The sequence below is a fragment of the Pseudomonas sp. FW305-70 genome, from assembly GCF_058783925.1.
Genome location: NZ_JBYSYZ010000006.1, coordinates 154678 through 175974 on the forward strand (window position 1 = coordinate 154678; position 21297 = coordinate 175974).

Here is a 21297-nt window from a genome sequence, read left to right on the forward strand (position 1 = left end):
GCGAATTTGAGATAAAAAAAAGCCGCAACCAAGGTTGCGGCTTTTTCACTTCTGCATGGATCAGTGAGCAAACAACGAGTTGCCCTTCTGCCCCGCCAGTTTCTCCGGCTTGATCAGGAACCGCGCCAGTGCCGGCAACAGCCACAGCGCGCCGAACATGTTCCACAGCAGCATGAAGGTCAGCATCAGCCCCATGTCGGCCTGGAACTTGATGGCCGAGAAGATCCAGGTGCACACGCCGATCGCCAGGCACAGACCGGTGAACAGCACGGCCTTGCCGGTGGACTTCAGCGTCTGGTAGTACGCCTCTTGCAGCGGCAGGCCGGCACGCAGGAAGCTTTCCAGGCGGCTGTAGATGTAGATGCCGTAGTCCACGCCAATCCCCACCCCGAGCGCCACGACCGGCAGGGTCGCCACTTTCACGCCGATGCCCATGAAGGCCATCAGGGCGTTACCGAGTACCGAGGTCAGCACCAGCGGCAGCACAATGCACAAGGTCGCCGCCCATGAACGGAAGGTGATCATGCACATGACCGCCACGCAGATGTACACCAGGATCAGGATGGTCAGCTCGGACTTCTTGATCACCTCGTTGGTGGCCGCCTCGATCCCGGCGTTACCGGCAGCGAGGATGAACTCCAGGCCTTCCTTGTTGTTTTCCTTGGCGAACTCCTGCACCGCATGCACCGCGCGATCCAGGGTTTCGGCCTTGTGATCGTTGAGGAACACCAGCACCGGCGCCAGGGAGCAACTGTTGTTGTACAGGCCGTCGGCGCGGGCAATGGAGTTGTTCAGCACATCAGGGTTACGCGACAGGGTTTCCCATTTCAGGTTGCCCTCGTTCATGCCCTTGATCATTTGCTTGGACACGGTTACCAGGGAAATCGCCGACTGCACGCCCTCGGTGTTCTGCATCTTCCACATCAGCTCGTCGATCGGCGCCATGGCTTCATAGCGCGAGCAGCCTTCGGACTTGGTCTTGACCATCACCACCAGCACGTCGGAACTGGTCGAGTAGTTGTTGATGATGAAGTTGTTGTCCTTGTTGTAGCGCGAGTCCGGACGCAGCTCCGGGGCACCCTGGTCGAGGTCGCCGATTTTCAGGTTCTGGCTGTACCACAGGCCGCCGCCAAAGGCGATCAGCGCCAGCAGAATGGAAACCGGTGCGACTTTGGCGCTGGCAAAATTCGCCAGCAGGCGCCAGAACGGGTGTTCACGGGTGGCGTCTTTCTTGCTGCGGGCCACGGCACGCTTGCTGATGCCGACATAGGAAATCGCCACCGGCAGCAGGATCAGGTTGGTGAACACGATCACCGCCACGCCGATGGACGCGCCGATGGCCAGCTCGCGGATCACGCCGATATCGATGATCAACAGCGTGATGAAACCCACGGCATCGGCAAGGATCGCGATCATCCCCGGCAGGAACAATTGACGGAAGGTGCGGCGCGCCGCCGTCAGGGCGTTGTCCGCCTCGCTCGATTGCAGGGCGATCCCGTTGATCTTCTGCACGCCGTGGGAAATACCGATGGCGAAGATCAGGAACGGCACCAGCATCGAATAGGGGTCGAGCCCGAAGCCGAAGAAGTGCATCAGGCCCAGCTGCCAGATCACGGCCACCAGCGTCGTGCTCAACACGGCGACGGTACTGCGCAGGCAGTTGGTGAACCACAGCAGGAGGATCAGGGTGATGACGAAGGCGATGCCGAAGAACATCACGACCATCACCAGGCCATCGATCAGGTCACCGACCTTCTTGGCGAAACCGACGATGTGGATCTTCACATTCGGGTTCTGCGCTTCGAACTTGGTGCGGATCTTGTCTTCAAGCTCGTGGGAGAACTTGCGATAGTCCAGCGCCAGCAGCTTGCCCTGGTCCTGCGGGTCCGGGTAGGACTCCAGCAACGGAATGTCGACGATGCTCGACTTGAAATCGTTGGACACCAGGCGCCCGACCTGACCGGACTTGAGCACGTTGTTGCGCAGCAAATCGAGACTGGCCTGGGAGCCGTTGTAGCTCTGCGGAATCACTTCACCGCCGGCGAAGCCCTCTTCCGTCACTTCGGTCCAGCGAATGCTGGGGCTCCACAGCGATTTCAGACCGGAACGGTCGACACCGGAGATGTAGAACACCTCGTCGTTGATCTGACGCAGGGTCTCCATGTACTCCTTGGAGAAGATGTCGCCATCGGTGGCTTCCACCGAGATCCGCACGGTGTTGCCCAGGTTCGCCAGATCGTTGCGGTGCTCCATCATCTTCTGGATGAAGGGATGCTCCAGCGGGATCATTTTTTCGAAGCTGGTGGACGGACGGATCAGCGTCGCCTGCCAGAACAGGAAAATACTGACCAGCAGGCAGATCGTGATCACTGCCGGACGGTTATTGAAGATCAGGCGCTCGAGGAACGTCGCCTTGTCCTGGTGATGTGTACTCAAGGAAGTCATAGCTCCGCCTTCTTATTATTAACCCGGCTCATTTGCCCGACTCGGTACCGTTTGGCGAGGTGACGCGAACGCCGCCCTGCCCGGCCAGAACCAGATTGCCATTGCCTGCCGCCGTCACTGCCGAGACCGAAATACGGTCCGCACGGTTGACCACCTTGAAGGTTTCGCCATTGTCACTGCTGCGAATCACCGAACCGCCGTTGCCGACGATCACGATCGAACCATCGTCGAGCAGCGTGCCGCCGGACAGCCCGAACTCCAGGTCGCCGCGCTCGGCCTTGAGCTCGACTTGCTCCCAGGTGCTGCCGAAATCCGTGGAGCGGTAAAGGTTGCCGCGCAGTCCGTAGGCCAGCAGCGTATTGGCTTGCGCCGTGCCGATCACGCCGAACAGCGAACCTTCGTACGGACCTTCGAGCTTTTCCCAGGTCTGGCCCCAATCAGCGGAGCGGAACATGCTGCCCTGCTCGCCGACGATGAACAGCCCGGCGTCCTTGACCGCGGCGATCGCGTTCAGGTGGTACTGGTCCTCGTTGTCAAGGCGGTCGCTGGCATCTTCCCAATGCTTGCCACCGTCGGTGGTTTCCATCAGCGAGCCATAAGCGCCCACGGCAAAGCCGCTGTCGACGTCCTTGAACCAGACATCGAGCAGCGGCGATTCACGATTCAGATCTTCGAATTGCTTGGTCCAGGTCGCCCCGCCGTCCTCGCTGGCGAGGATCTGCGCGTCATGGCCGACGGCCCAGCCGTGCTTGTCATCGACAAAAAACACCGACGTCAGCAGGGCCCGGGTCGGCACCTTGGCCTGGGTCCAGGTCGCGCCCTGGTCATCGGAATACAGGATGTGCCCACGATCCCCGACCGCCACCAGGCGCTTGCCGGCGTGGACGACATCGAGCATCAGGGTTTTGGCAGCCTTGGCCGATTCAATGGAATAAACAACATCGGATGCTGGCGCCGCCGCGGCCAGCACAGGTGCCGACAGCATGGCAGAGCCCAACAGCGAGAGCGCTGTAGCCAGCAACGCTAATTTGCGCAGTGCCGGCGGGCGGCAGATACCCACACCCATGACAGGCTCACTCATAGACCTTCTCCCATTATTATTGTTAGGTCGTTCAACCTTTCTGGGCGCCGCAAGGGTGCGTGTCTGGACCGGTTGTTTCAGAGCATAGTCCTGAAACCCGTCATCCAGAGCCCCTTCGGAAGCTGGCTTATCCTATCGGTGTTTTTTCATGTCTGACAATCGACGCCACGTTATGTTTTGTTAACCGAGGGGGGATGCGGCCCGGGTGAATGGTCGGGTATTCCACAAACTGATCGAGCCACCTCCAGGCAACCGGTTGCCATTCGTCAACGGAGTCAATCGAACTGTAGTCATAATCGTTTTTTTACAGATATCAACTTGCCCCCGCCCTATGGTGATTCAAATTTACTAACCATGAAGGCGTGAAATGATTTCCTCAGTAAACGGCTCCTCATCCAATCAGCCTCTCGAACCCAGACCCCAGCCAGCGGATACCACACCTGTTTCAAAGGAGTTGAAAAATGTACGCCAAGGAAACGCTGAATTAGTGCTGACAAAGGACAACCGCCTTAATCAGTTCACTGTTCCCAATGGGTATGTTTTGACCTCCGGGTGCCTATTCACCGTGGCGCGCCCTTATTCGAATGACAGCGCGGCGAAACCGCCATTCGAACAGACTCTGGCCAATGCGAAAAGCATCCTGAACACCGCGCTCACCATGCGCAACCTGATCAAGGAAGGGCATGAACTCGCCGAACAAAAACCTGCAGGCAACTCGCCACACATAGAACTGGCCACACGTATTCAGTCCAGCTTGGGCGAAGCTGCAAACGGTCGTCTATCAGTACTCGCCTCACCGATTGCCTTGACCCTCGACAACAGCAAGGTCACTTCACTCAGCCCTTCCAAAAGCGACATGGCCGATTGGATAAAAAGCCATGACAAGCCTGGCAGCTACATTGTGTTGAACGGCAACAACGACGAAACCTACGTCTCATACATCGCCGAGAAACTCGCGAACAGCAAGCTCATCAACTTTATTACCAGCGGCTTCGGTGGCCACGGCACGACGGATCGCCATGCCATCGCGACCAACAAAACCGAAGGTGACCGCTTTAAAGAGTTGCTGATGAAAAAAGGCATCGCCCCACAACGGATTACGGTTGATCCGTTCTCGACCAACAGCGGTCAAAACGCAATTAACGTCGCGGACATCATCAACCGTGACATTCAGGATGGAAAACCACTGGACACCGTAATTGTCAGCGGTACGCCCGCCGCGGTCTTTCGACAAACCTATACCTATGCCCAGCAACTCAAGGTAAATACCGAACAGCCTTTTCAGATTGAATCTTTCCCATTCTGTGACGAGGCTAAATACACCACGCTCTCTGACAATCTGGCCGTTATTCGAGAGTTTTCCACAACACTGAATTACTTGTTTAACACCCAGTATCTTCCAAGTGATGCAGGCGTCTACCCTGATGCCTTTTTTTCCTCGGCTCAGGATTGTCTGACGACGTTCGCTGATAAGTTGACTGCGGACCATCCGATAGATGCGGGTGAACATAAAAAGGTTATCAGTGCTATTCGTACGATTGATCAACAGATGATTGAGCGATTCAAGTCGGCGCAGTTGACCCCGGAAGACAAGACAGCCGTCCGCACAGTCGACGATTTCTTCAGGTCTCTCTTCAATCCGCTGGAACTCACATTCAGTCGCGACACCGTGTAAGCCACAAAAAATGCCCGTATCGCAAGATACGGGCATTTCAGTATTTCAACAGCCGGTGCGAACAAACCCGCTCACACAGACATCAAGCCAAACTCTTGCTGACCACCTCAAACACATCACTGGACAACTGCCCCGAAGCCCGAATCCGCTCCAGCTCCCCCTTCATCAAAGCCTGCCGAGCGCTGTCGTACTTGCGCCAGCGAGTCAAAGGCGCCAACTGACGCGACGCGATCTGCGGATTGAACCCGTTCAACTCGATCACCAGATCCGCCAGGAAGCGATACCCGGAACCATCCGCCGCATGGAAGTTGATCAGGTTCTGCCCGGCAAACGCGCCGATCAACGCCCGCACCTTGTTCGGGTTCTTGATGTTGAACGCCGGGTGCTGCATCAACGCCTTGACCCGCGCAAGTCCGCCCGGCAACACGCTACCGGCCTGGACACTGAACCACTGGTCCATGACCAGCGGGTTGTCCTTGAAGTGTTCGGCGAAGCTGGTCAGGGCCTTGGCCTTCTCGGCTTCGAACGGAGAATTGACCAACACGGCGAGTGCAGTCAGGCGCTCGGTCATGTTGTCGCAGGCGTCGAACTGCTCCAGCGTCGCCGCCAGAACCTCCGGCTTGCCGCTGAGCATCAGGTACGACAGCGCGATGTTCTGCAAGGCGCGACGGGCGAAATGTTCCGCCTCGGCCACGTACGGTGTTTGCTTCGAAAGTTCGCGGTTGGCCTGGTAACGCAGCCACAAGCCCTCGAACAACGCGTCAGCCAGTTGCTTGCGGGCAAACTCGCGGGCGCTGTGAATGGCTTCGACGTCCGCCACTTCGCTGATTTCGGTCAGGTACGCTTCGCTTGGCAGCGAGAGCATTTCGGCGACCATGGCCTGATCCAGCGACTCGTCCGAGAGCACCGTGCGCAGCGCCGACACCAGGCGCTGATCGAGCACCAGCGTTTCGCCCTTCTGCTGCTGGGCGATCAGCTCTTGCAGCACCTGCACCGACAGTTGCTGGCCGGCATCCCAGCGGTTGAAGCCGTCGCTGTCGTGCTGCATCAGGAACATCAACTGGTCGCGGTTGTACGGGAAGCTCAGTTTCACCGGTGCCGAGAAGCCACGCAGCAACGACGGCAGCGGTTGTTCGGCGATGTCGACGAAGGTGAAGGTCTGCTCGGCTTCGGTCACGGAAATGACCCGCGAAGTGCCTTGCGCGGTGGTTTCACCAGCCAGACGCAGGGCAATCTCGCCACCCTTGCTATCGAGCAGCCCCAGCTCAACCGGGATCACGAACGGCAGTTTTTCAACCTTGTCCGGGGTTTGCGGGCAGCTCTGGCGGAAGGTCAGGCTGTAGGTTTTCGCCGCGGCATCAAAGGACTCGCTCACCGTCAGACGCGGTGTACCGGCCTGGCTGTACCAGCGTTTGAACTGGGTCAGGTCGACGCCATTGGCATCTTCCATGGCCTTGATGAAGTCATCACAGGTCACGGCCTGGCCGTCGTGGCGTTCGAAGTACAGGTCGCTGCCTTTGCGGAAGCCTTCGGCGCCGAGCAGGGTGTGGATCATGCCGACCACTTCCGAGCCCTTTTCGTACACGGTCAGGGTGTAGAAGTTGGAAATCTCGATGAAGCTGTCCGGGCGCACGGCGTGGGCCATGGGGCCGGCGTCTTCGGCGAACTGATGGGTGCGCAGGTACGCCACGTCCTGGATGCGCTTGACCGTGGCCGAGTTCATGTCCGAGGAGAACCCGGCATCGCGGAACACGGTGAAGCCTTCCTTGAGCGACAGCTGGAACCAGTCGCGGCAGGTCACGCGGTTGCCCGACCAGTTGTGGAAGTATTCGTGGGCCACGATCGCCTCGACCCGCTGGTGCGCGGCGTCGGTGGCGGTTTCGGCCTTGGCCAGCACGGCGCTGGAGTTGAAGATGTTGAGGCCCTTGTTCTCCATGGCGCCCATGTTGAAGTCATTCACGGCAACGATCATGAAGATGTCCAGGTCGTACTCGCGACCGTAGACCTCTTCGTCCCAGCGCATGGACTTCTTCAGGCTGTTCATGGCGTGCTGGCACTTGTCGATGTTTTCCGGCTCGACGTAGATGCGCAGCGCCACGTTGCGCTCGCTCAGGGTGGTGAAGCTGTCTTCGACGCACCACAGGTCACCGGCCACCAGCGCAAACAGGTACGCCGGTTTCTTGAACGGGTCTTCCCAGGTCGCCCAGTGCCGGCCATCTTCGCCGGGGCCGGAAGCGATCGGGTTGCCGTTGGACAGCAGCACCGGGTAGCTGTGTTGTTCCGCGACGACCGTAGTGGTGAAGGTGCTCATCACGTCCGGGCGGTCGAGGTAATAGGTGATCTTGCGGAAGCCTTCGGCCTCGCACTGGGTGCAGAACATCGTGCCGGACTTGTACAGGCCTTCCAGCGCGGTGTTGGTTTCCGGGTGGATCCTGACGCTGGTATCGACCGTGAAGGTTGCGCTGGTCGGGTGCAGGGTCAGGTGATTCTCGGTCAGTTGATACTGTGCAGCAGAAAGCTCTTGGTCGGCCAGGGTGACCGACAACAGTTCCAGCTGCTGGCCGTCCAGCACCAGCGGCGGCAGCCCCGGGCCACGCTCGGGGTTGCGGCGCATCACCAGTTGCGCATGGACCAGGCTGTGGTCCTCGTACAACTCGAAGGTCAGGTGTGTTTCGTCGATCAGGTACTCGGGCGCCTGATAGTCCTTGAGGTAGATCATCTTCGGTTGTTCGGTGCGCATGCTGGAGTCCTTACTGATGCACGGCGAGCTGGTAAGCCGTGTATTTACGAATGTTGATCACGCCGGTGTCGAAGATCAGGTATTGACCCTTGACGCCCATCAGCGTGCCTTCGGCAATCGGGTTCTTGTCCAGGTTGAAGCTGACAATCTTCGCCGGGTATTGCTCGACCGGGTAGCGGATTTCCAGCGGTTCGACGCCGCTAACCGTCTGGATCGCCTGCAAGCCGAATCGTTCCTGCAACCCTTGCAAGCCTTCGGCGCAGCTGTCGAACAGTTGATCGCGAACCTCGGCCAGGTTCACCGCCGCCGCATCGCCCTTGAGTAAAGCACGCCAGTTGGTCTTGTCCGCCACCTGGCTGCGAAACAGATCCTCGACGAAACCCGACTGCTGCCGGGTCGAGACGCGCACGATCGGCAAGGCCTGGCTCGCACCCTGGTCGAGCCAGCGGGTCGGCAGTTGGGTGGCACGGGTAATCCCGACTTTCACCCCCGACGAGTTGGCCAGGTACACCACGTGGTCGGTCATGCAGAACGTCTCGCCCCACTCCGGTTCACGACAGGTGCCGGCGTCGAAGTGGCAGCGCTCCGGGCTCATGATGCACACGTCGCACTGGGCCAGCTTGGTCATGCACGGGTAGCAGTAACCCTGGCTGAAGCTGGTCTTGGTCTTGCGTCCGCAATGGGTGCAGTGGATCGCCCCCAGGTATTCCAGGCGTACCCTGGTGCCGATCAACGGATTGACCGGGACCTCGGTGTCGCCCAGACGGAAAGCGTATTGCACGTTCGGCCCGTCAAGGCGTGCCGACATTTTGCTGATTGCACCGCGGCCAATCTCGATCAATGGATGGCATCCGACTTGAACAGGATATTCGGCACTTCGATCGACTTCGAGGCGCATTCCTGCGGCCCCATGTAACCGGTACGCTGGTCTTCGGGCAGGTTCTGGATTTCCCAGGCGATCATCGCCTGCAGCGACAGCTCGCGTTGTTCGGCGGTGAGCTTGCCACCGTCGGACCATTTGCCGATTTCCACGGCCAGTTTCAGGCTCTCGTAGATATCGGGGGTAATGTTCTGGATCATTTCGTTGAAAGAGGACATTGGGTCTCCGTCTCTTTATTACATGTTCTTGAATTAGGCGGCCAGTTTACGGCGGTTATACAAACCGCCCAACAAACCGGTGAAGCATCCGATGAGTAACCCGCTGACGTGGGCCGCGTTGGCGATTTCGCCGAAGCCGATCATCGAGACCAGCCCGGACAGGCACAGCAGCAACCACACCAGCATCATCACCAGCACGCCGCGCGGCAGGCGATAAGCCGGGTTCGGCGCCAGCAGCTGGAAGATCCAGCAATGCCCGAGCAGGCCGTACAGTACGCCGGACAATCCACCGAACAAGGTCGGGCCGCTGAAGGCGTACTGGGCGTAGTTGGACACCAGGCTGAACAGCAGGGTCAGGCCGATCAGGTTGATGCTGCCCTGGCGCGACTCGATGCGCCGCCCCAGCTCCCAGTACCACATGCCGTTCATCGCCAGGTGCAGGATGCCGAAGTGGATCAGCATCGGCGTGAACAGGCGCCACCACTGCCCCGCCGCCAGGCTGTCGGCCAGCGGTGTGAAGTGGATGTATTCGCCGACGACGCGAAATTCGAGGAAGGTCAGCCAGCGCATCGTTTCCAGGTTGTCACCGAGCAAGGTGACCGCACCGACGATGAGGCTCAGCAGCAATACCAGTGCAGTGGCCCTGGCGTATTTCAGCTGTTCGACAAAGCCCGGACGCTTGATGGTCTGCGCCACCGGAATGTCCAGTTGCTGGTCGGGATCGCCCGCCGGAAACCGTTCGTACAGTGCGCGCACGTCTTCACTGATGTTGTCCGGCACCCACAGCACTTGCTCGCCCGCTTCCTCACTGACCCGATGGGGCACCTGCATGCGCTTGAGCAAGGTGACGAACCCGCTCAAGTCCACCGCCAGGGGCAGACGCAATACCGCTACAGCACTCATTGCAGCACCTCCGGCCGCTCGACATCGACCCAGACGAATTTATCCGGATCGAGGCGGGTTTCCTGATCCAGTCGGTAGGCAACCAGTTTGCCGTAGAGCACTGCGCTGTAATCCAGGCAGGCCAGGTTCGGGCGGATCGGTGCCGGCTTGCCGCTGCGCCAGTAATGGCCGACGAACAACAACGGTTCATCGATGCCATAGCGCAGCAAGCTGTTCTTTTCAGTGGACGTCAGCGGCGTCCGCGCAACGGGCTCAGGCAGCGCGTCCGGCTGGAACACGATGTCGCCGTAGGTTTTCGGATCGTCTTCCCAGAACTTGGTGCGGAAGAACGAACGCACCAGGCCGTCGCCGCTGGTCATGGTCAGGCCATGGGGCAAGCGCATGTCGGTGCCGCGCAACAGGCGATCGAACACGGTGCAGGCAAACGAACCCGACTCCGCCGACGCCTGGAGAAAATGCTCGTCGACGCAACCGTTGGGGAACAACGCCCGCAGCGGCTCGATCAGCCCGGCATCCCAGCAGGCGTGGACCACGCGAAAACGCCCGGCATCGACGAACAGCGGCAGCTCATAGAACCATTGCTGGAAGTCGTGCCAGTCACCCGGATGGCCTTCGAACTGGGTCAGGGTTTCGTGCAGCAGGCGGGCATGGCGCGGCGTGTGCTCGCGCACGAACTGCTTGCCGCTGCCGGGCAGCGCCGGTGTGCTCCAGCCCAGCGCATTGAACTCATGGTTGCCCATGATGCACAACGCCTGACCGGCCTCGACCATGTCGTGGACGATGTGCAGCGCCTCGCGAATCCGCGGGCCGCGGTCGATGATATCGCCGACGAACACCGCCATGCGCGACGCATGCCGCCAGACGCCACCCTGTTTGTGATAACCGAGTCGGTCGAGCAAGTGCTCCAGGGTCAGGGCGCAACCGTGCACGTCACCGATCAGGTCGTAGCTACGCGCGGGATCGAGCATCAGTCGCCTCCACCCCCCAGCTTGCTGCCCCAGCCGAGCTTGGTCCGGCAGACTTCGTAGTAGTTGTGGTCGAGCGGGTGAATCAGCCGCAGTTTCTGGGCTTTTTTGCTGACGGTAATGGTGTCGCCGGGCGCGCAGGTGAAGTGGTTCTGCCCATCGCACGAGACTTGCGGGTAAATCTGCATATCCTTGGACACGACGATTTTCAGCTCACTGTTGCCATCGACCACGATCGGTCTACCCGACAAGGTATGGGGGTACATCGGCACAATAACAATAGCGTCGAGCTTGGGGTGCATGATCGGCCCGCCGGCAGACAACGCGTAGGCGGTGGAACCGGTCGGCGTGGCGACGATCAGGCCGTCGGCCTTCTGGCTGCAGACGAACTGGCCGTCGATGTACAGCTCGAATTCGATCATTCGCGTGGATTTGCCGGGGTGCAGCACGACGTCGTTCAGGGCATCGCCCTGGCCAATGGCCTCACCGTGGCGGCGGACCTCGGCCTGCAGCAGGAAGCGGTTTTCCACCAGATAGTGGCCGTCCAGCACTTCGGCGACCTTGGCCTCGAGCTCGTCGGGGCGGATGTCGGTCAGGAACCCCAGGCTGCCCCGGTTGATGCCGAGCACCGGAATATTGTGTTTGGCCAGCGCCCGGGCAGCGCCGAGCAGACTGCCGTCACCACCGACCACGATGACCATGTCGCAGACTTCGCCGAGCATCTTGCGCGACGAGGTTTGCAGGCCGTGCCCTGGCAGCACTTCGGCGATGGTGTCTTCGAGGATCACGTGCAGGTGACGATCGAGCAGAAACCGTTTCAGTCGGCGGACGGTATCCAGCACCTGGGAACTGCCCAGGCGACCGATGATGCCGATATTGCGAAATTGCTCCATGGGGCTCCTGCAGGGATCTGTGTGGCGGCGAAAACCACGATTATGGGCGAAAGCCGCCCGTAGACAAAATCCTTTCAGCTTCAAGGGGGTGCCCGGGTTTCGGGCTATGCTCGCAAGATGATGCTATTTCCGGATCTGCTCCACCTGCCCCATCAGTTACGCCATCCCGAAGTGCGTGACCTGGCGTGGGTCATCCTCGCCCCGCCCATGCTGGACGATACCCCGTGGCCGCAACGTCACCCGTTGGCCGGCAGCGACTGGGTGCAGGCACCGGACCGGCTGGAGCTGTGGCTGCGGCAGCTGGACCGGGACAGTTATGGCTTGCTGCACTGGCTGGCCCAGGCCCGCACCCGCCGCCTGGGCCTGTACTACGAACGCCTCTGGCAATTTGCCGTGCAGCACGCGCCGGGCATTGAGCTGATTGCCGCCAACATGCCGATTCGCCGCGAAGGGCACACCCTGGGTGAACTGGACATGCTGCTGCGCGACCGCGACGGCGTGCATCACCTGGAACTGGCGATCAAGCTCTACCTCGGCCCGCAGTCGGGCGACGGGCACGACACCGCCCAGTGGCTGGGCCCGGGCTGCCACGATCGGCTCGACCGCAAACTGGCGCACCTGAGCCAGCATCAGTTACCGATTTCCGCACGCCCCGAGAGCCGCGAAGTACTGGCGGCGCTGGATATCCAGGCCTTCAGCGCCCATTTATGGCTGGGGGGTTATTTGCTCTACCCCTGGCCCGGACAGGCCGCCCCGCCGTCGGGTGCCCATCCGCAGCATTTGCGCGGTCGCTGGCTGCATCAAAAGGATTGGCCGGCGCTGGTTGCCCAGAGCGCGCCCGGTCGCTGGCAACCCCTGCCCCGCCATGCCTGGCTGGCGCCCGCGCACTATTGGGCGGAGCACACCTGGACCCCTGAACAGATGCGGGCATGGCTCAATGACCTGGACCCGCTGGCGCCGGCACAATTGCTGGTGCGACTGACGGAAAATGCCAATGGCGACTGGGAAGAGGCCGAGCGATTGTTTCTGGTGGCGGATCTTTGGCCGAATGTGCCGGGACAGGGTTGAGTTTTTGTATTGCCTGTGCCGGCCCCTTCGTCGGATCGCCGCCCGGACCAAGCCCGCTCCCACATTGGGCCTCAGCCGAACACAAGTCTTGTATCCACTGAGGATCCCTGTGGGAGCGGGCTTGCTCGCGAAGGGGCCAACACGGTCTAAAGAGATAACCACCCAGCGCTTTGCAGGCCAAAGCGCTGGCAAACGACCATCAGACTTTCTTGTGCTGCTCGACCCATTGCCCATAGGCATTGATGAAACTTTGCAGGAACGGCTTGACCGACTCGGACAATTTGCCCGCCTCGTCGAACGCCGAACCCGCGTTCCCCAGATAGGCCTCCGGTTGCTGCATCAGCGGCACATTGAGAAACACCATGGATTGACGCAGGTTGTGGTTGGCACCAAACCCGCCGACGGCCCCCGGCGAAACGCTGATAACCGCGCCCGGCTTGCCGTTCCAGGCACTTTTCCCATAGGGGCGCGAGCCCACGTCAATCGCGTTTTTCAACGGTGCCGGCACCGAGCGGTTGTATTCCGGGGTCACGAACAGCACCGCGTCGGATGTGCTCACCTGTTGCCGGAAAGTGCTGTAGGCTGCCGGCGGTGAAGCACCATCGATGTCTTCGTTGTAGAGCGGCAGATCGCCAATTTCGACGATATTCAGCTTCAGATTGGCCGGTGCCAGTTCAGCCAGGGCCCGTGCGACCTTGCGGTTGATCGATTCCTTTCTCAAGCTGCCGACCACGACGGCGACCGAATAGACGTTGCTCATGGGAATGTCTCGACTGTCCGATAGGAAGAGCTTGTAGTTATAGATGACGATTCAAGCAGCGGGTGACTGAAAACGTCGCCCCTGACTATTTTTTTCCTGTAGGAAAACTTACCTCACCCAGACACGGTCTACAGAGCCGCAAATTGAGTGATTTATCTCCAGAGGTTCTAAGCAGATGGCAGCAGTACTCGTCGGTCAGTTCCATGCAAGAGACGCGCAAGGCCGTATTTATTCGGTGCACGAGTTCCAGGAATCCACCCCGGCGGTAGACGGTTCCGGGCCTGTCACTACCTATAAGCTGGCCATTGGCGACCGTGTCAACAAGGTCGACGACAATGAATTCATGCTGGTGCAAACCGGCGTGACCATTACCCGCGAACCGCAAACCGTCAGCGCTTCATAACCCGTCGTTATGAGCAGAAGTCATATGCGCGGACTTGGGGTAGGATTCAGCCACTGACTCCTCCACCTGCTGAACATGGACTTCACGCATGCGCTTACGCCATATCGAAGTGATCCAGGCGCTCCTGCAGACCGGTCACCTGGGCACCGCCGCCGAATGGCTGCAGTTGCCAGTGACCGAAGTCGAGCGCTTGCTGCGCGACGCCGAGGATCAGTTGGGGTTCATGCTGTTCGCCAGCGTCCGCGGACGATTGCAGGCCACCCGCGAAGCGCAGCAACTGCAGGTGGAAATCGCCCGGGTCTACGACGCGCTCGAACCGGTGCAGCGTCTGGCCAACAGCCTCAGGCAATACCTCGCGCCGCCGTTGCGCATCATCTGCACCCCGCCCCTGGCCAACCAATTGTTGCCACACAGCATCGCGGCCCTGCGCCGACGCCTGCCCGACGCGCCTTGCACACTGCTGAGCCAGCCGACCCGCGACATCGTCAGAAGCCTGCTGCTGCGTGAAAGCGATCTGGGCCTGAGCCTGCACGACCCCGATCACGCCGACCTCGATTGCCAGGTGATTGCCCAGGGCAAACTTCAGTTGCTCGCCCCCCACGGCTGGCTGCAACCGAAGCAGAAATACATTTCACTGCAGGACCTGGCCGGTCAATCGATGATCGGCCTGGAGGGGCACGACCCGCTGAGCCCGGCACTGGAAAACAAACTGCACGGCTTGCGCCCTGCCCCGGTGATTCAGACCCGGGTCCAGACGCACCAGATGATGCGCAGCATGGTCGAGGCCGGCGAAGGCCTGGCCATCGTCGACCCCTTTACTGCCGTCGGTGCCAAAGCCTCGGGACTGGACAGCTGCCCGCTGGCACCCGCTATCCCGATCAGTCTCTACGCCCTGTCCCTGAAAAATGCCGAACCCTCTCCGGCGGTTCAGACCCTGCTGGCCATCGTCACGGAACAAGCCGCGGCGATGCTGACGAACTGAGCGGGTTTTCCAGCGGATTTTCGAATATTCGATACCAGAACAGCGCCACTTCGGCGGTGTTCGGATCGATGCCGCGATAGCGCAGGTGGTCGATCCCGCCGATCATGTAACCGCAGCGTTCATAGAGCCGGCAGGCCCCCAGGTTGTTGTTCTGGGTTTCGAGCATGATGCCCGGGAGTTTCTTCTTGCGGCTCCAGAACTGCGCCACATCCAGCAGGGCCTTGGCCACGCCGTGCCGTCGGGCCGGCGCATGCACCGCCAGTTCGTCGATATGGGCAAAGCCGTTCCAGTTAGTGCTGACCACCAGGTGCCCCACGGGCTGGTCATCCAGGTAGGCCATGAAAATCGCGCTGTCGGCGGCATCGCGAAAGCTGCTGAACTCCTCCGGGTCGATGCCGTAGCACTTGCGGTAAGGCGTGATCGGCGTCACCGGCCACTGCGCGACCGGTTTGCCGATTTCAGCCGCACCATAGGCCGCGACTTCAAAACTGAAATCACTGCCCCAGATGTAGGCGGCAAAACCTTCATCGGCAACCCGTACCGACAACCCTGGGTAATTCGGATTTATAACCGGCTGCATACTGGGAAAGGTCCTCACTCCTTGATGCAATCGACGGTGTAGCACCGCCCACTGCCCTGATCTTCGTGTTGCAATCCGTGCACATCAGCAACGAACCCCGGGAAACTGCTATCGAACGTGCGGGCAAACGCCAGGTAATCGATGATTGAGCGGGTCGACTCGGTAAAGCGTTCACCCGGCATGATCAACGGAATGCCGGGTGGATACGGCACCAGCATCACCGCGGCAATCCGTCCGTCCAGCGCATCGATCGACACCGCCTCGACTTCACCGCGCACCAATTGATCATAGGCGTCCGCCGGCTTCATCGCGACTTCCGGCAGTACCGTGTACATGCGCTTGAGGTGCCTGGCGGTGGCATTGCTGCGATAACAGGCATGCAACTGATCGCACAGATCACGCAGGCCCATGCCCTGATACCGCGCGACGTTTTCCTGCGCCACGCAAGGCAGGCAACTGGCCAGACTGACGTTGGCGTCATAGCTGCGCTTGAACTCCAGCAATTCGGTGAGCAGCGTGCTCCACTTGCCCTTGGTGATACCCATGGAGAACAACACCAGGAACGAATACAGCCCGGTTTTCTCAACCACCAGGCCACGCTCCCAAAGGAACTTGCTGACCACCGCCGCCGGAATCCCGCGCTCGCTGAGGGCGCCACCGGCCGTCAGCCCCGGCATCACCAGCGTGACCTTGATCGGGTCGAGCAGCACATAATCCTCGGTCACGCCGCCAAAGCCGTGCCAGTCGGCTTCCGGCTGCAGCAACCAGTCCTCGGTGACGACCCGCTCGATGCCTTCCGCCGACGGCGGTTGCCAGATCGAAAACCACCAGTCATCAGCGGCAATGTGCTGGCGCAAGTTAGCCAGCGCCCGTCGAAAACTCAGGGCTTCGTCGAACATTTCCTGCAACAGCGAACGCCCGGCCGGCCCTTCCATCATCGCCGAAGCCACATCCAGCGAGGCGATGATGCCGTACTGCGGCGAGGTCGAGATGTGCATCATGAACGCTTCGTTGAAGCGATCCCGATCCAGCTGCCGCGCGCCGCCGTCGCGCACGTGAATCATCGACGCCTGACTGAAGGCCGCCAGCAACTTGTGGGTGGAATGGGTGGTGAACACCAACGGACTGCCTTCATCACGGGACGTGCCCATGCCGTAGCGTCCGGCAAAAAACTCATGGAACGCCGCATAGGCGTACCAGGCCTCGTCGAAGTGCAGCACCTCGACGCTGTTGCCCAGTTGCTGCCTGATCAGTTCGGCGTTGTAGCAGAGGCCGTCATAGGTCGAATTGGTCACTACGGCGAGCTTGACCTTCGGTGCACGCCCCTTGGTCAGCGGGCTGGCGTCGATCTTGGCCTGGATCGATTCGCGGCTGAACTCGCTCAGGGGGATCGGGCCGATGATCCCCAGCTCATTACGCTCCGGGCACAAGTACAGCGGGATCGCGCCAGTCATGATGATCGAGTGCAGCACCGACTTGTGGCAATTGCGATCCACCAGCACTAGGTCATCGCGAGCGACCACCGAGTGCCAGACAATCTTGTTGGCCGTGGACGTGCCATTGATCACGAAAAAGGTGTGATCGGCACCAAAGTTGCGGGCTGCGCGGGCCTCGGCTTCAGCCAGGGGGCCGGTATGATCGAGCAAGGATCCGAGCTCCGGCACCGACACCGAAAGATCCGAGCGCAGGGTGTTTTCCCCGAAAAACTGGTGAAACGCCTGCCCGACCGGACTCTTGTGATACGCCACCCCTCCGCCGTGACCGGGGGTGTGCCACGAGTAATTGGAATCCGCGGTGTGCTGCACCAGGGCCTTGAAGAACGGCGGCAACAGGCCATCGAGGTATTTGCGCGCAGCACGGGCCACCTGCCGGGCAAGAAAGGGCACGGTGTCTTCAAACAGGTAAAGAATGCCGCGCAACTGGTTGAGCTCGGCCATGGCATCGGCGGGCGCGTTTTCCAGGGTCACTTTTTCGCCCAGGGCGAAGATCGGCAGATCCGGCGCACGCACTCGCGCCAGACCGATCAGTTCGGCCATGTTTTGCAACAAGTGGGAATGGGTGCTGGCGTCCTCAGACGCTATCAACATGCAGGACAGGCCATGGTAGGTCGACGCCACCAGTCGTCCTTCGGTGTAGTTCACCGCCGAAACGACGCTGAACCCTTCCTGCTCCAGCTCCCGGGCAATCCCCCGCACGCGGTCGCCGGCGACGCTGTCGGCCTTGATGTCGCGATGGACAATCAGGACCGGGAATTTCAAATCTTTATACATGAGGCTCAGTGTCCTGAGGCGGCAGACCAGAGCCTGCCAATCACCTCAGGGTAGAGTGTTACCGCGCAAGTGGCGAGCGGGATGCACCACTTTGTGGCGACGAGAGCGCTTCCCTGTGGCGGGGGGGCTTGCCCCCGTTGGGTCGCGAAGCGACCCCCAACAATCTTTCGGATAAACCGCAGAGAATGGAATTACGTCTGCTTCGCAGCCGAACGGGGGCAAGCCCCCTCGCCACAAAAGCAGTGGTTGCAAAATGGGGGGAGTTACGCCTGCGCCTCAGCCTCAGCCAACTGCACCCACAACGCCGGGGCACCAGCGGATTTGCCGATGATTTCCAGGCGCGCCGCGTGGCGGGCCAGGTCGTCTTCGCTGGCGCGGATGATGCGCGTCGGCTGGCGATCCGCCGGCAAACGACGGATTTCGGTGGCCGAATTGTCCGCCCCTTCACCGGAGCCATTGCCATCGGAGGCGTTACCGGCCAGGGACAGGCTGGTCTGCCCGCCGGTCATGGTCAGGTAGACGTCGGCGAGAATCTCGGAGTCGAGCAAGGCGCCGTGCAGCTCACGGCCGGAGTTGTCGACGCCATAACGTTTGCACAAGGCGTCGAGGCTGTTGCGCTGCCCCGGGTGACGTTCCCGGGCCATCATCAGGGTGTCGAGGATCGTGCAGTGCTGCGTGATGTCCGCGCGGTCCTGCTGCCCCATCAGGGCGAATTCGTTGTTGATGAAGCCAACGTCGAACGCCGCGTTATGGATGATCAGCTGCGCGCCCTTGATGAACTCGAAGAATTCTTCGGCCACCTCGGCAAAACGCGGCTTGCCCACGAGGAATTCGTTGGTGATGCCGTGGACGCCGATGGCGCCCTCGTCACTTTCACGATCGGGCTGCAGGTACACGTGAAAGTGCCGGCCCGTCAGGCGCCGGCCGATCAACTCGACACAACCGATTTCGATAATCCGGTGGCCGTCAGTCACCGGCATGCCGGTGGTTTCGGTGTCGAGTACAACGGATCTGGTGGCCATCAGTGCTCAGCTCTCAATCGGTCAATCGTGCAAAAGCGGCGATGTTATCACGCTTGCAGGGGCTTTCAGATATACCGAGTCGCCACCTTCGCGAGCAAGCCCGCTCCCACAAGGGATCTGTGGCGCATGGAGATCAATGTGGGAGCGGGCTTGCTCGCGAAGGCCGCGGCGCGGTGCATCGGTAGTACCGGAATCAGCCCTGCTTGTACCCGCGCACTTCGTCGACGCCACGGTTGGCCAACTGGTCGGCGCGTTCGTTGCCGTGATGGCCAATATGCCCGCGCACCCATTTCCAGGTGACCTTGTGGCGGTTGACCTGCTCGTCGAGCAATTTCCACAGATCAGCGTTTTTCACCGGTTCCTTCGCCGCGGTTTTCCAGCCGCGCTTCTTCCAGTTGTCCATCCACTCGTTGATGCCCTTCATCACGTACTGGGAGTCGGTCACCAGCAGCACCTCACAGGGACGCTTGAGCTCTTCCAGGCCACGGATCGCGCCCATCAGCTCCATGCGGTTATTGGTGGTATTGGCTTCGCCGCCCCAGAGTTCCTTTTCAACGCCCTTGCACACCAGCAGTGCGCCCCAGCCGCCAGGGCCAGGGTTGCCCTTGCAGGCGCCGTCGGTGAACAGTTCTACGCTATCGCTCATGCCAATCTATCCAGAAAATGCGCCGGCCCGCCGATCGCAGATCGACGACGCCCGAAGCCGGGACAAGCCCGGCCGCAAATGAAAAGTGTGTATTACGGTTCGATGTTGCGACGGTTGACCTTGGCCATCGGCAAAGGAATCAACTTGCCCATCGGCTCGCGCCGCTCCTGACGGACCGGTCGCAGACCCACCACGATCTTGCGCGCCACCAATAAATAGAAGCCGCCGCCCGACAGTTGCCAGTCACCGGCCTTGCGCTCCCATCCGGCCAGGCGGGTCTGCCACGCCGCAGACGCAAGCGGCGGACGATAGCACCCGAAGCGGCGTTTCTCCAGCGCGAAGCCCAGCAGGTTCAGCCAGTCCGCAACCCGTGACGGCGAAATGCAGCGCGCCTTGCGCAGCCCATCCTGGGCAAACACATGCCGCAGGCCCCAACTGCTCCAGGGATTGATGCCGATGATCAGCAAATGCCCGCCGGGGCGCACGCTGCTTGCCGCTTCGCGAAGCAAACCGTGGGGCGACAGGCAGAAATCCAGGCCATGCTGCAACACCACCACGTCGGCAGCGTGCTCGCTCAGCGGCCAGGCCTGTTCTTCACAGACGATCTCGACCCCCGGCAACGGCGCGCCAAGGCGTACGTTGCGCTGCACCTGCGGCGCTGATGGCGGGGTCTGGGCCGAGGGACCGTAATGCACCAGATAGCCACCAAAGAACCGCCCGAGCTCGTCTTCGAGCATGCGACGCTCTTCGTCCAGCAGGAATTGCCCGATCGGACCTTCCAGCCACTCGCGGGCGGCGCTGATCAACGCCAGCCAGTCAGGATCAGCCTGTGCGAACGCTTTATCAGTCATTGCATTCTCCAACGCGCCAGGAAGTTCTAAGATGCGCCATTGTTTTCCGCTTGGCGAATCCGACGATGATACAGATCACAGCCCTGCCCGCCTTCACCGACAACTACATCTGGTTGTTACAAGACCACCGCAGCAAACGCTGCGCGGTGGTCGACCCGGGTGATGCCGCCCCGGTACATGCCTGGCTTGCGGCCAATCCGGGCTGGGTACTGAGTGATATTTTGATCACTCACCACCATCATGACCACGTCGGCGGGGTCGAACAGCTGAAAAAAGCGACGGACGCGAAAGTCTATGGTCCGGCCAGCGAAAAGATCCCGGCGCGGGACGTAGCGCTCAAGGACAACGAGCGCATCAGCGTGCTCGGGCTGGACTTCGATATCTTCGCGGTCCCCGGCCACACCCTGGGCCATATCGCCTATTACCATCACGGCTTGCTGTTCTGCGGCGACACCCTGTTTGCCGCCGGTTGCGGGCGGTTGTTCGAAGGCACGCCACAGCAAATGTACAGCTCGCTGACACGTCTCGCGGAGTTGCCGGAAGACACGCTGGTCTACTGCACCCACGAATACACCCTGAGCAATCTGAAGTTTGCCGCAGCCGTCGAACCGAACAATCCGGATACGGCCGAACGCCTGGCCAAAGTCACCCGCCAACGGGAATCCGGGATCATGACGCTGCCGTCGACACTGGCACTGGAAAAGCTGACAAACCCGTTTTTGCGCGCCGGTGAAACATCCGTTAAAGAAAAAGCGGACGAACGGACCGGCACCGATAACTCGGCGCCCGATATGGTTTTTGCTGCGCTTCGCGCTTGGAAAGACACGTTCTAAAGGGGTCCCCAAAGGCTGTAACAATTCTGAAAGGTTGACCGCGCAGGGTGCGCTTTCTAGAATCGCCCGACATTTTTGCCCG

19 protein-coding genes are annotated in these 21297 nt (G+C 60.6%); 5 read left to right on the forward strand and 14 right to left on the reverse strand.

The window, feature by feature from the left end; translation table 11 throughout:
• Window positions 1-60: 60 nt before the first annotated feature.
• The gene (locus tag AC3WN7_RS07195; RefSeq protein ID WP_095967005.1) at window positions 61-2445 is read right to left on the reverse strand and encodes an efflux RND transporter permease subunit; all 2385 of its coding nucleotides are present in this window, start codon (window positions 2443-2445) and stop codon (window positions 61-63) included.
• Between the two features lie 28 nt (window positions 2446-2473).
• Window positions 2474-3526 carry a WD40/YVTN/BNR-like repeat-containing protein gene (locus AC3WN7_RS07200; RefSeq protein WP_095967004.1) on the reverse strand — a complete coding sequence of 351 codons (1053 nt, stop codon included), beginning with the start codon at window positions 3524-3526 and terminating at the stop codon, window positions 2474-2476.
• 367 nt (window positions 3527-3893) lie between these two features.
• On the opposite strand from AC3WN7_RS07200, the gene AC3WN7_RS07205 reads away from it, so the two are divergent.
• Entirely contained in the window at window positions 3894-5201 is a 1308-nt protein-coding gene (locus AC3WN7_RS07205) for an ElyC/SanA/YdcF family protein (protein ID WP_095967003.1), read from the forward strand.
• Between the two features lie 82 nt (window positions 5202-5283).
• Here AC3WN7_RS07205 and pepN read toward each other — a convergent pair whose 3' ends face one another.
• The 6 genes from pepN to AC3WN7_RS07235 are packed head-to-tail and all read right to left on the reverse strand — an operon-like array spanning window position 5284 to window position 11800.
• A complete protein-coding gene (gene pepN / locus AC3WN7_RS07210; protein ID WP_102673597.1) occupies window positions 5284-7941 on the reverse strand; it encodes an aminopeptidase N in 2658 nt (885 codons plus the stop codon).
• A 10-nt stretch (window positions 7942-7951) separates the two neighbouring features.
• Window positions 7952-8782 (reverse strand): DUF2797 domain-containing protein, encoded by an 831-nt coding sequence (locus tag AC3WN7_RS07215; RefSeq protein WP_102673598.1) that lies wholly within the window; start codon window positions 8780-8782, stop codon window positions 7952-7954.
• Window positions 8779-9039 carry a YeaC family protein gene (locus AC3WN7_RS07220; protein ID WP_007979148.1) on the reverse strand — a complete coding sequence of 87 codons (261 nt, stop codon included), beginning with the start codon at window positions 9037-9039 and terminating at the stop codon, window positions 8779-8781. The genes AC3WN7_RS07215 and AC3WN7_RS07220 overlap by 4 nt, the downstream gene beginning before the upstream one ends.
• A gap of 33 nt (window positions 9040-9072) precedes the next feature.
• Window positions 9073-9942 carry a rhomboid family intramembrane serine protease gene (locus AC3WN7_RS07225; RefSeq protein WP_102673599.1) on the reverse strand — a complete coding sequence of 290 codons (870 nt, stop codon included), beginning with the start codon at window positions 9940-9942 and terminating at the stop codon, window positions 9073-9075.
• A complete protein-coding gene (locus AC3WN7_RS07230) occupies window positions 9939-10913 on the reverse strand; it encodes a metallophosphoesterase (RefSeq protein WP_409077334.1) in 975 nt (324 codons plus the stop codon). The genes AC3WN7_RS07225 and AC3WN7_RS07230 overlap by 4 nt, the downstream gene beginning before the upstream one ends.
• Window positions 10910-11800: an NAD(+) kinase gene (locus AC3WN7_RS07235; RefSeq protein WP_007979142.1), complete on the reverse strand. Its 891-nt coding sequence runs from the start codon at window positions 11798-11800 to the stop codon at window positions 10910-10912. Before AC3WN7_RS07235 ends, AC3WN7_RS07230 begins: the two co-directional genes overlap by 4 nt.
• A gap of 117 nt (window positions 11801-11917) precedes the next feature.
• On the opposite strand from AC3WN7_RS07235, the gene AC3WN7_RS07240 reads away from it, so the two are divergent.
• On the forward strand, window positions 11918-12868 hold the full coding sequence (locus AC3WN7_RS07240; RefSeq protein WP_095966998.1) for a DUF1853 family protein: 951 nt from the start codon (window positions 11918-11920) through the stop codon (window positions 12866-12868).
• A 199-nt stretch (window positions 12869-13067) separates the two neighbouring features.
• Here AC3WN7_RS07240 and AC3WN7_RS07245 read toward each other — a convergent pair whose 3' ends face one another.
• Entirely contained in the window at window positions 13068-13628 is a 561-nt protein-coding gene (locus AC3WN7_RS07245; protein ID WP_102673601.1) for an NADPH-dependent FMN reductase, read from the reverse strand.
• Between the two features lie 175 nt (window positions 13629-13803).
• On the opposite strand from AC3WN7_RS07245, the gene AC3WN7_RS07250 reads away from it, so the two are divergent.
• Both AC3WN7_RS07250 and AC3WN7_RS07255 read left to right on the forward strand, forming a co-directional pair.
• Window positions 13804-14031 (forward strand): hypothetical protein, encoded by a 228-nt coding sequence (locus AC3WN7_RS07250; protein WP_102673602.1) that lies wholly within the window; start codon window positions 13804-13806, stop codon window positions 14029-14031.
• Window positions 14032-14119: 88 nt separating this feature from the next.
• Entirely contained in the window at window positions 14120-15013 is an 894-nt protein-coding gene (locus AC3WN7_RS07255; RefSeq protein WP_102673603.1) for a LysR family transcriptional regulator, read from the forward strand.
• Here AC3WN7_RS07255 and AC3WN7_RS07260 read toward each other — a convergent pair.
• The 5 genes from AC3WN7_RS07260 to AC3WN7_RS07280 form a co-directional block, all read right to left on the reverse strand.
• Window positions 14979-15593: a GNAT family N-acetyltransferase gene (locus tag AC3WN7_RS07260; protein ID WP_095966995.1), complete on the reverse strand. Its 615-nt coding sequence runs from the start codon at window positions 15591-15593 to the stop codon at window positions 14979-14981. The genes AC3WN7_RS07255 and AC3WN7_RS07260 overlap by 35 nt on opposite strands.
• A 14-nt stretch (window positions 15594-15607) precedes the next feature.
• A complete protein-coding gene (locus AC3WN7_RS07265) occupies window positions 15608-17863 on the reverse strand; it encodes an Orn/Lys/Arg family decarboxylase (RefSeq protein ID WP_102673604.1) in 2256 nt (751 codons plus the stop codon).
• Between the two features lie 263 nt (window positions 17864-18126).
• Window positions 18127-18885, reverse strand: coding sequence for a DNA polymerase III subunit epsilon (dnaQ, locus tag AC3WN7_RS07270; RefSeq protein WP_007979124.1), 759 nt, complete (start codon window positions 18883-18885; stop codon window positions 18127-18129).
• 193 nt (window positions 18886-19078) lie between these two features.
• Window positions 19079-19531, reverse strand: coding sequence for a ribonuclease HI (gene rnhA / locus AC3WN7_RS07275; protein WP_007979123.1), 453 nt, complete (start codon window positions 19529-19531; stop codon window positions 19079-19081).
• Window positions 19532-19623: 92 nt separating this feature from the next.
• Window positions 19624-20382 carry a class I SAM-dependent methyltransferase gene (locus AC3WN7_RS07280; RefSeq protein WP_095966993.1) on the reverse strand — a complete coding sequence of 253 codons (759 nt, stop codon included), beginning with the start codon at window positions 20380-20382 and terminating at the stop codon, window positions 19624-19626.
• Between the two features lie 65 nt (window positions 20383-20447).
• Here AC3WN7_RS07280 and gloB point away from each other — a divergent pair, with 65 nt between their 5' ends.
• Window positions 20448-21215 carry a hydroxyacylglutathione hydrolase gene (gloB, locus tag AC3WN7_RS07285; protein ID WP_095966992.1) on the forward strand — a complete coding sequence of 256 codons (768 nt, stop codon included), beginning with the start codon at window positions 20448-20450 and terminating at the stop codon, window positions 21213-21215.
• The last annotated feature ends 82 nt before the right edge of the window (window positions 21216-21297 follow it).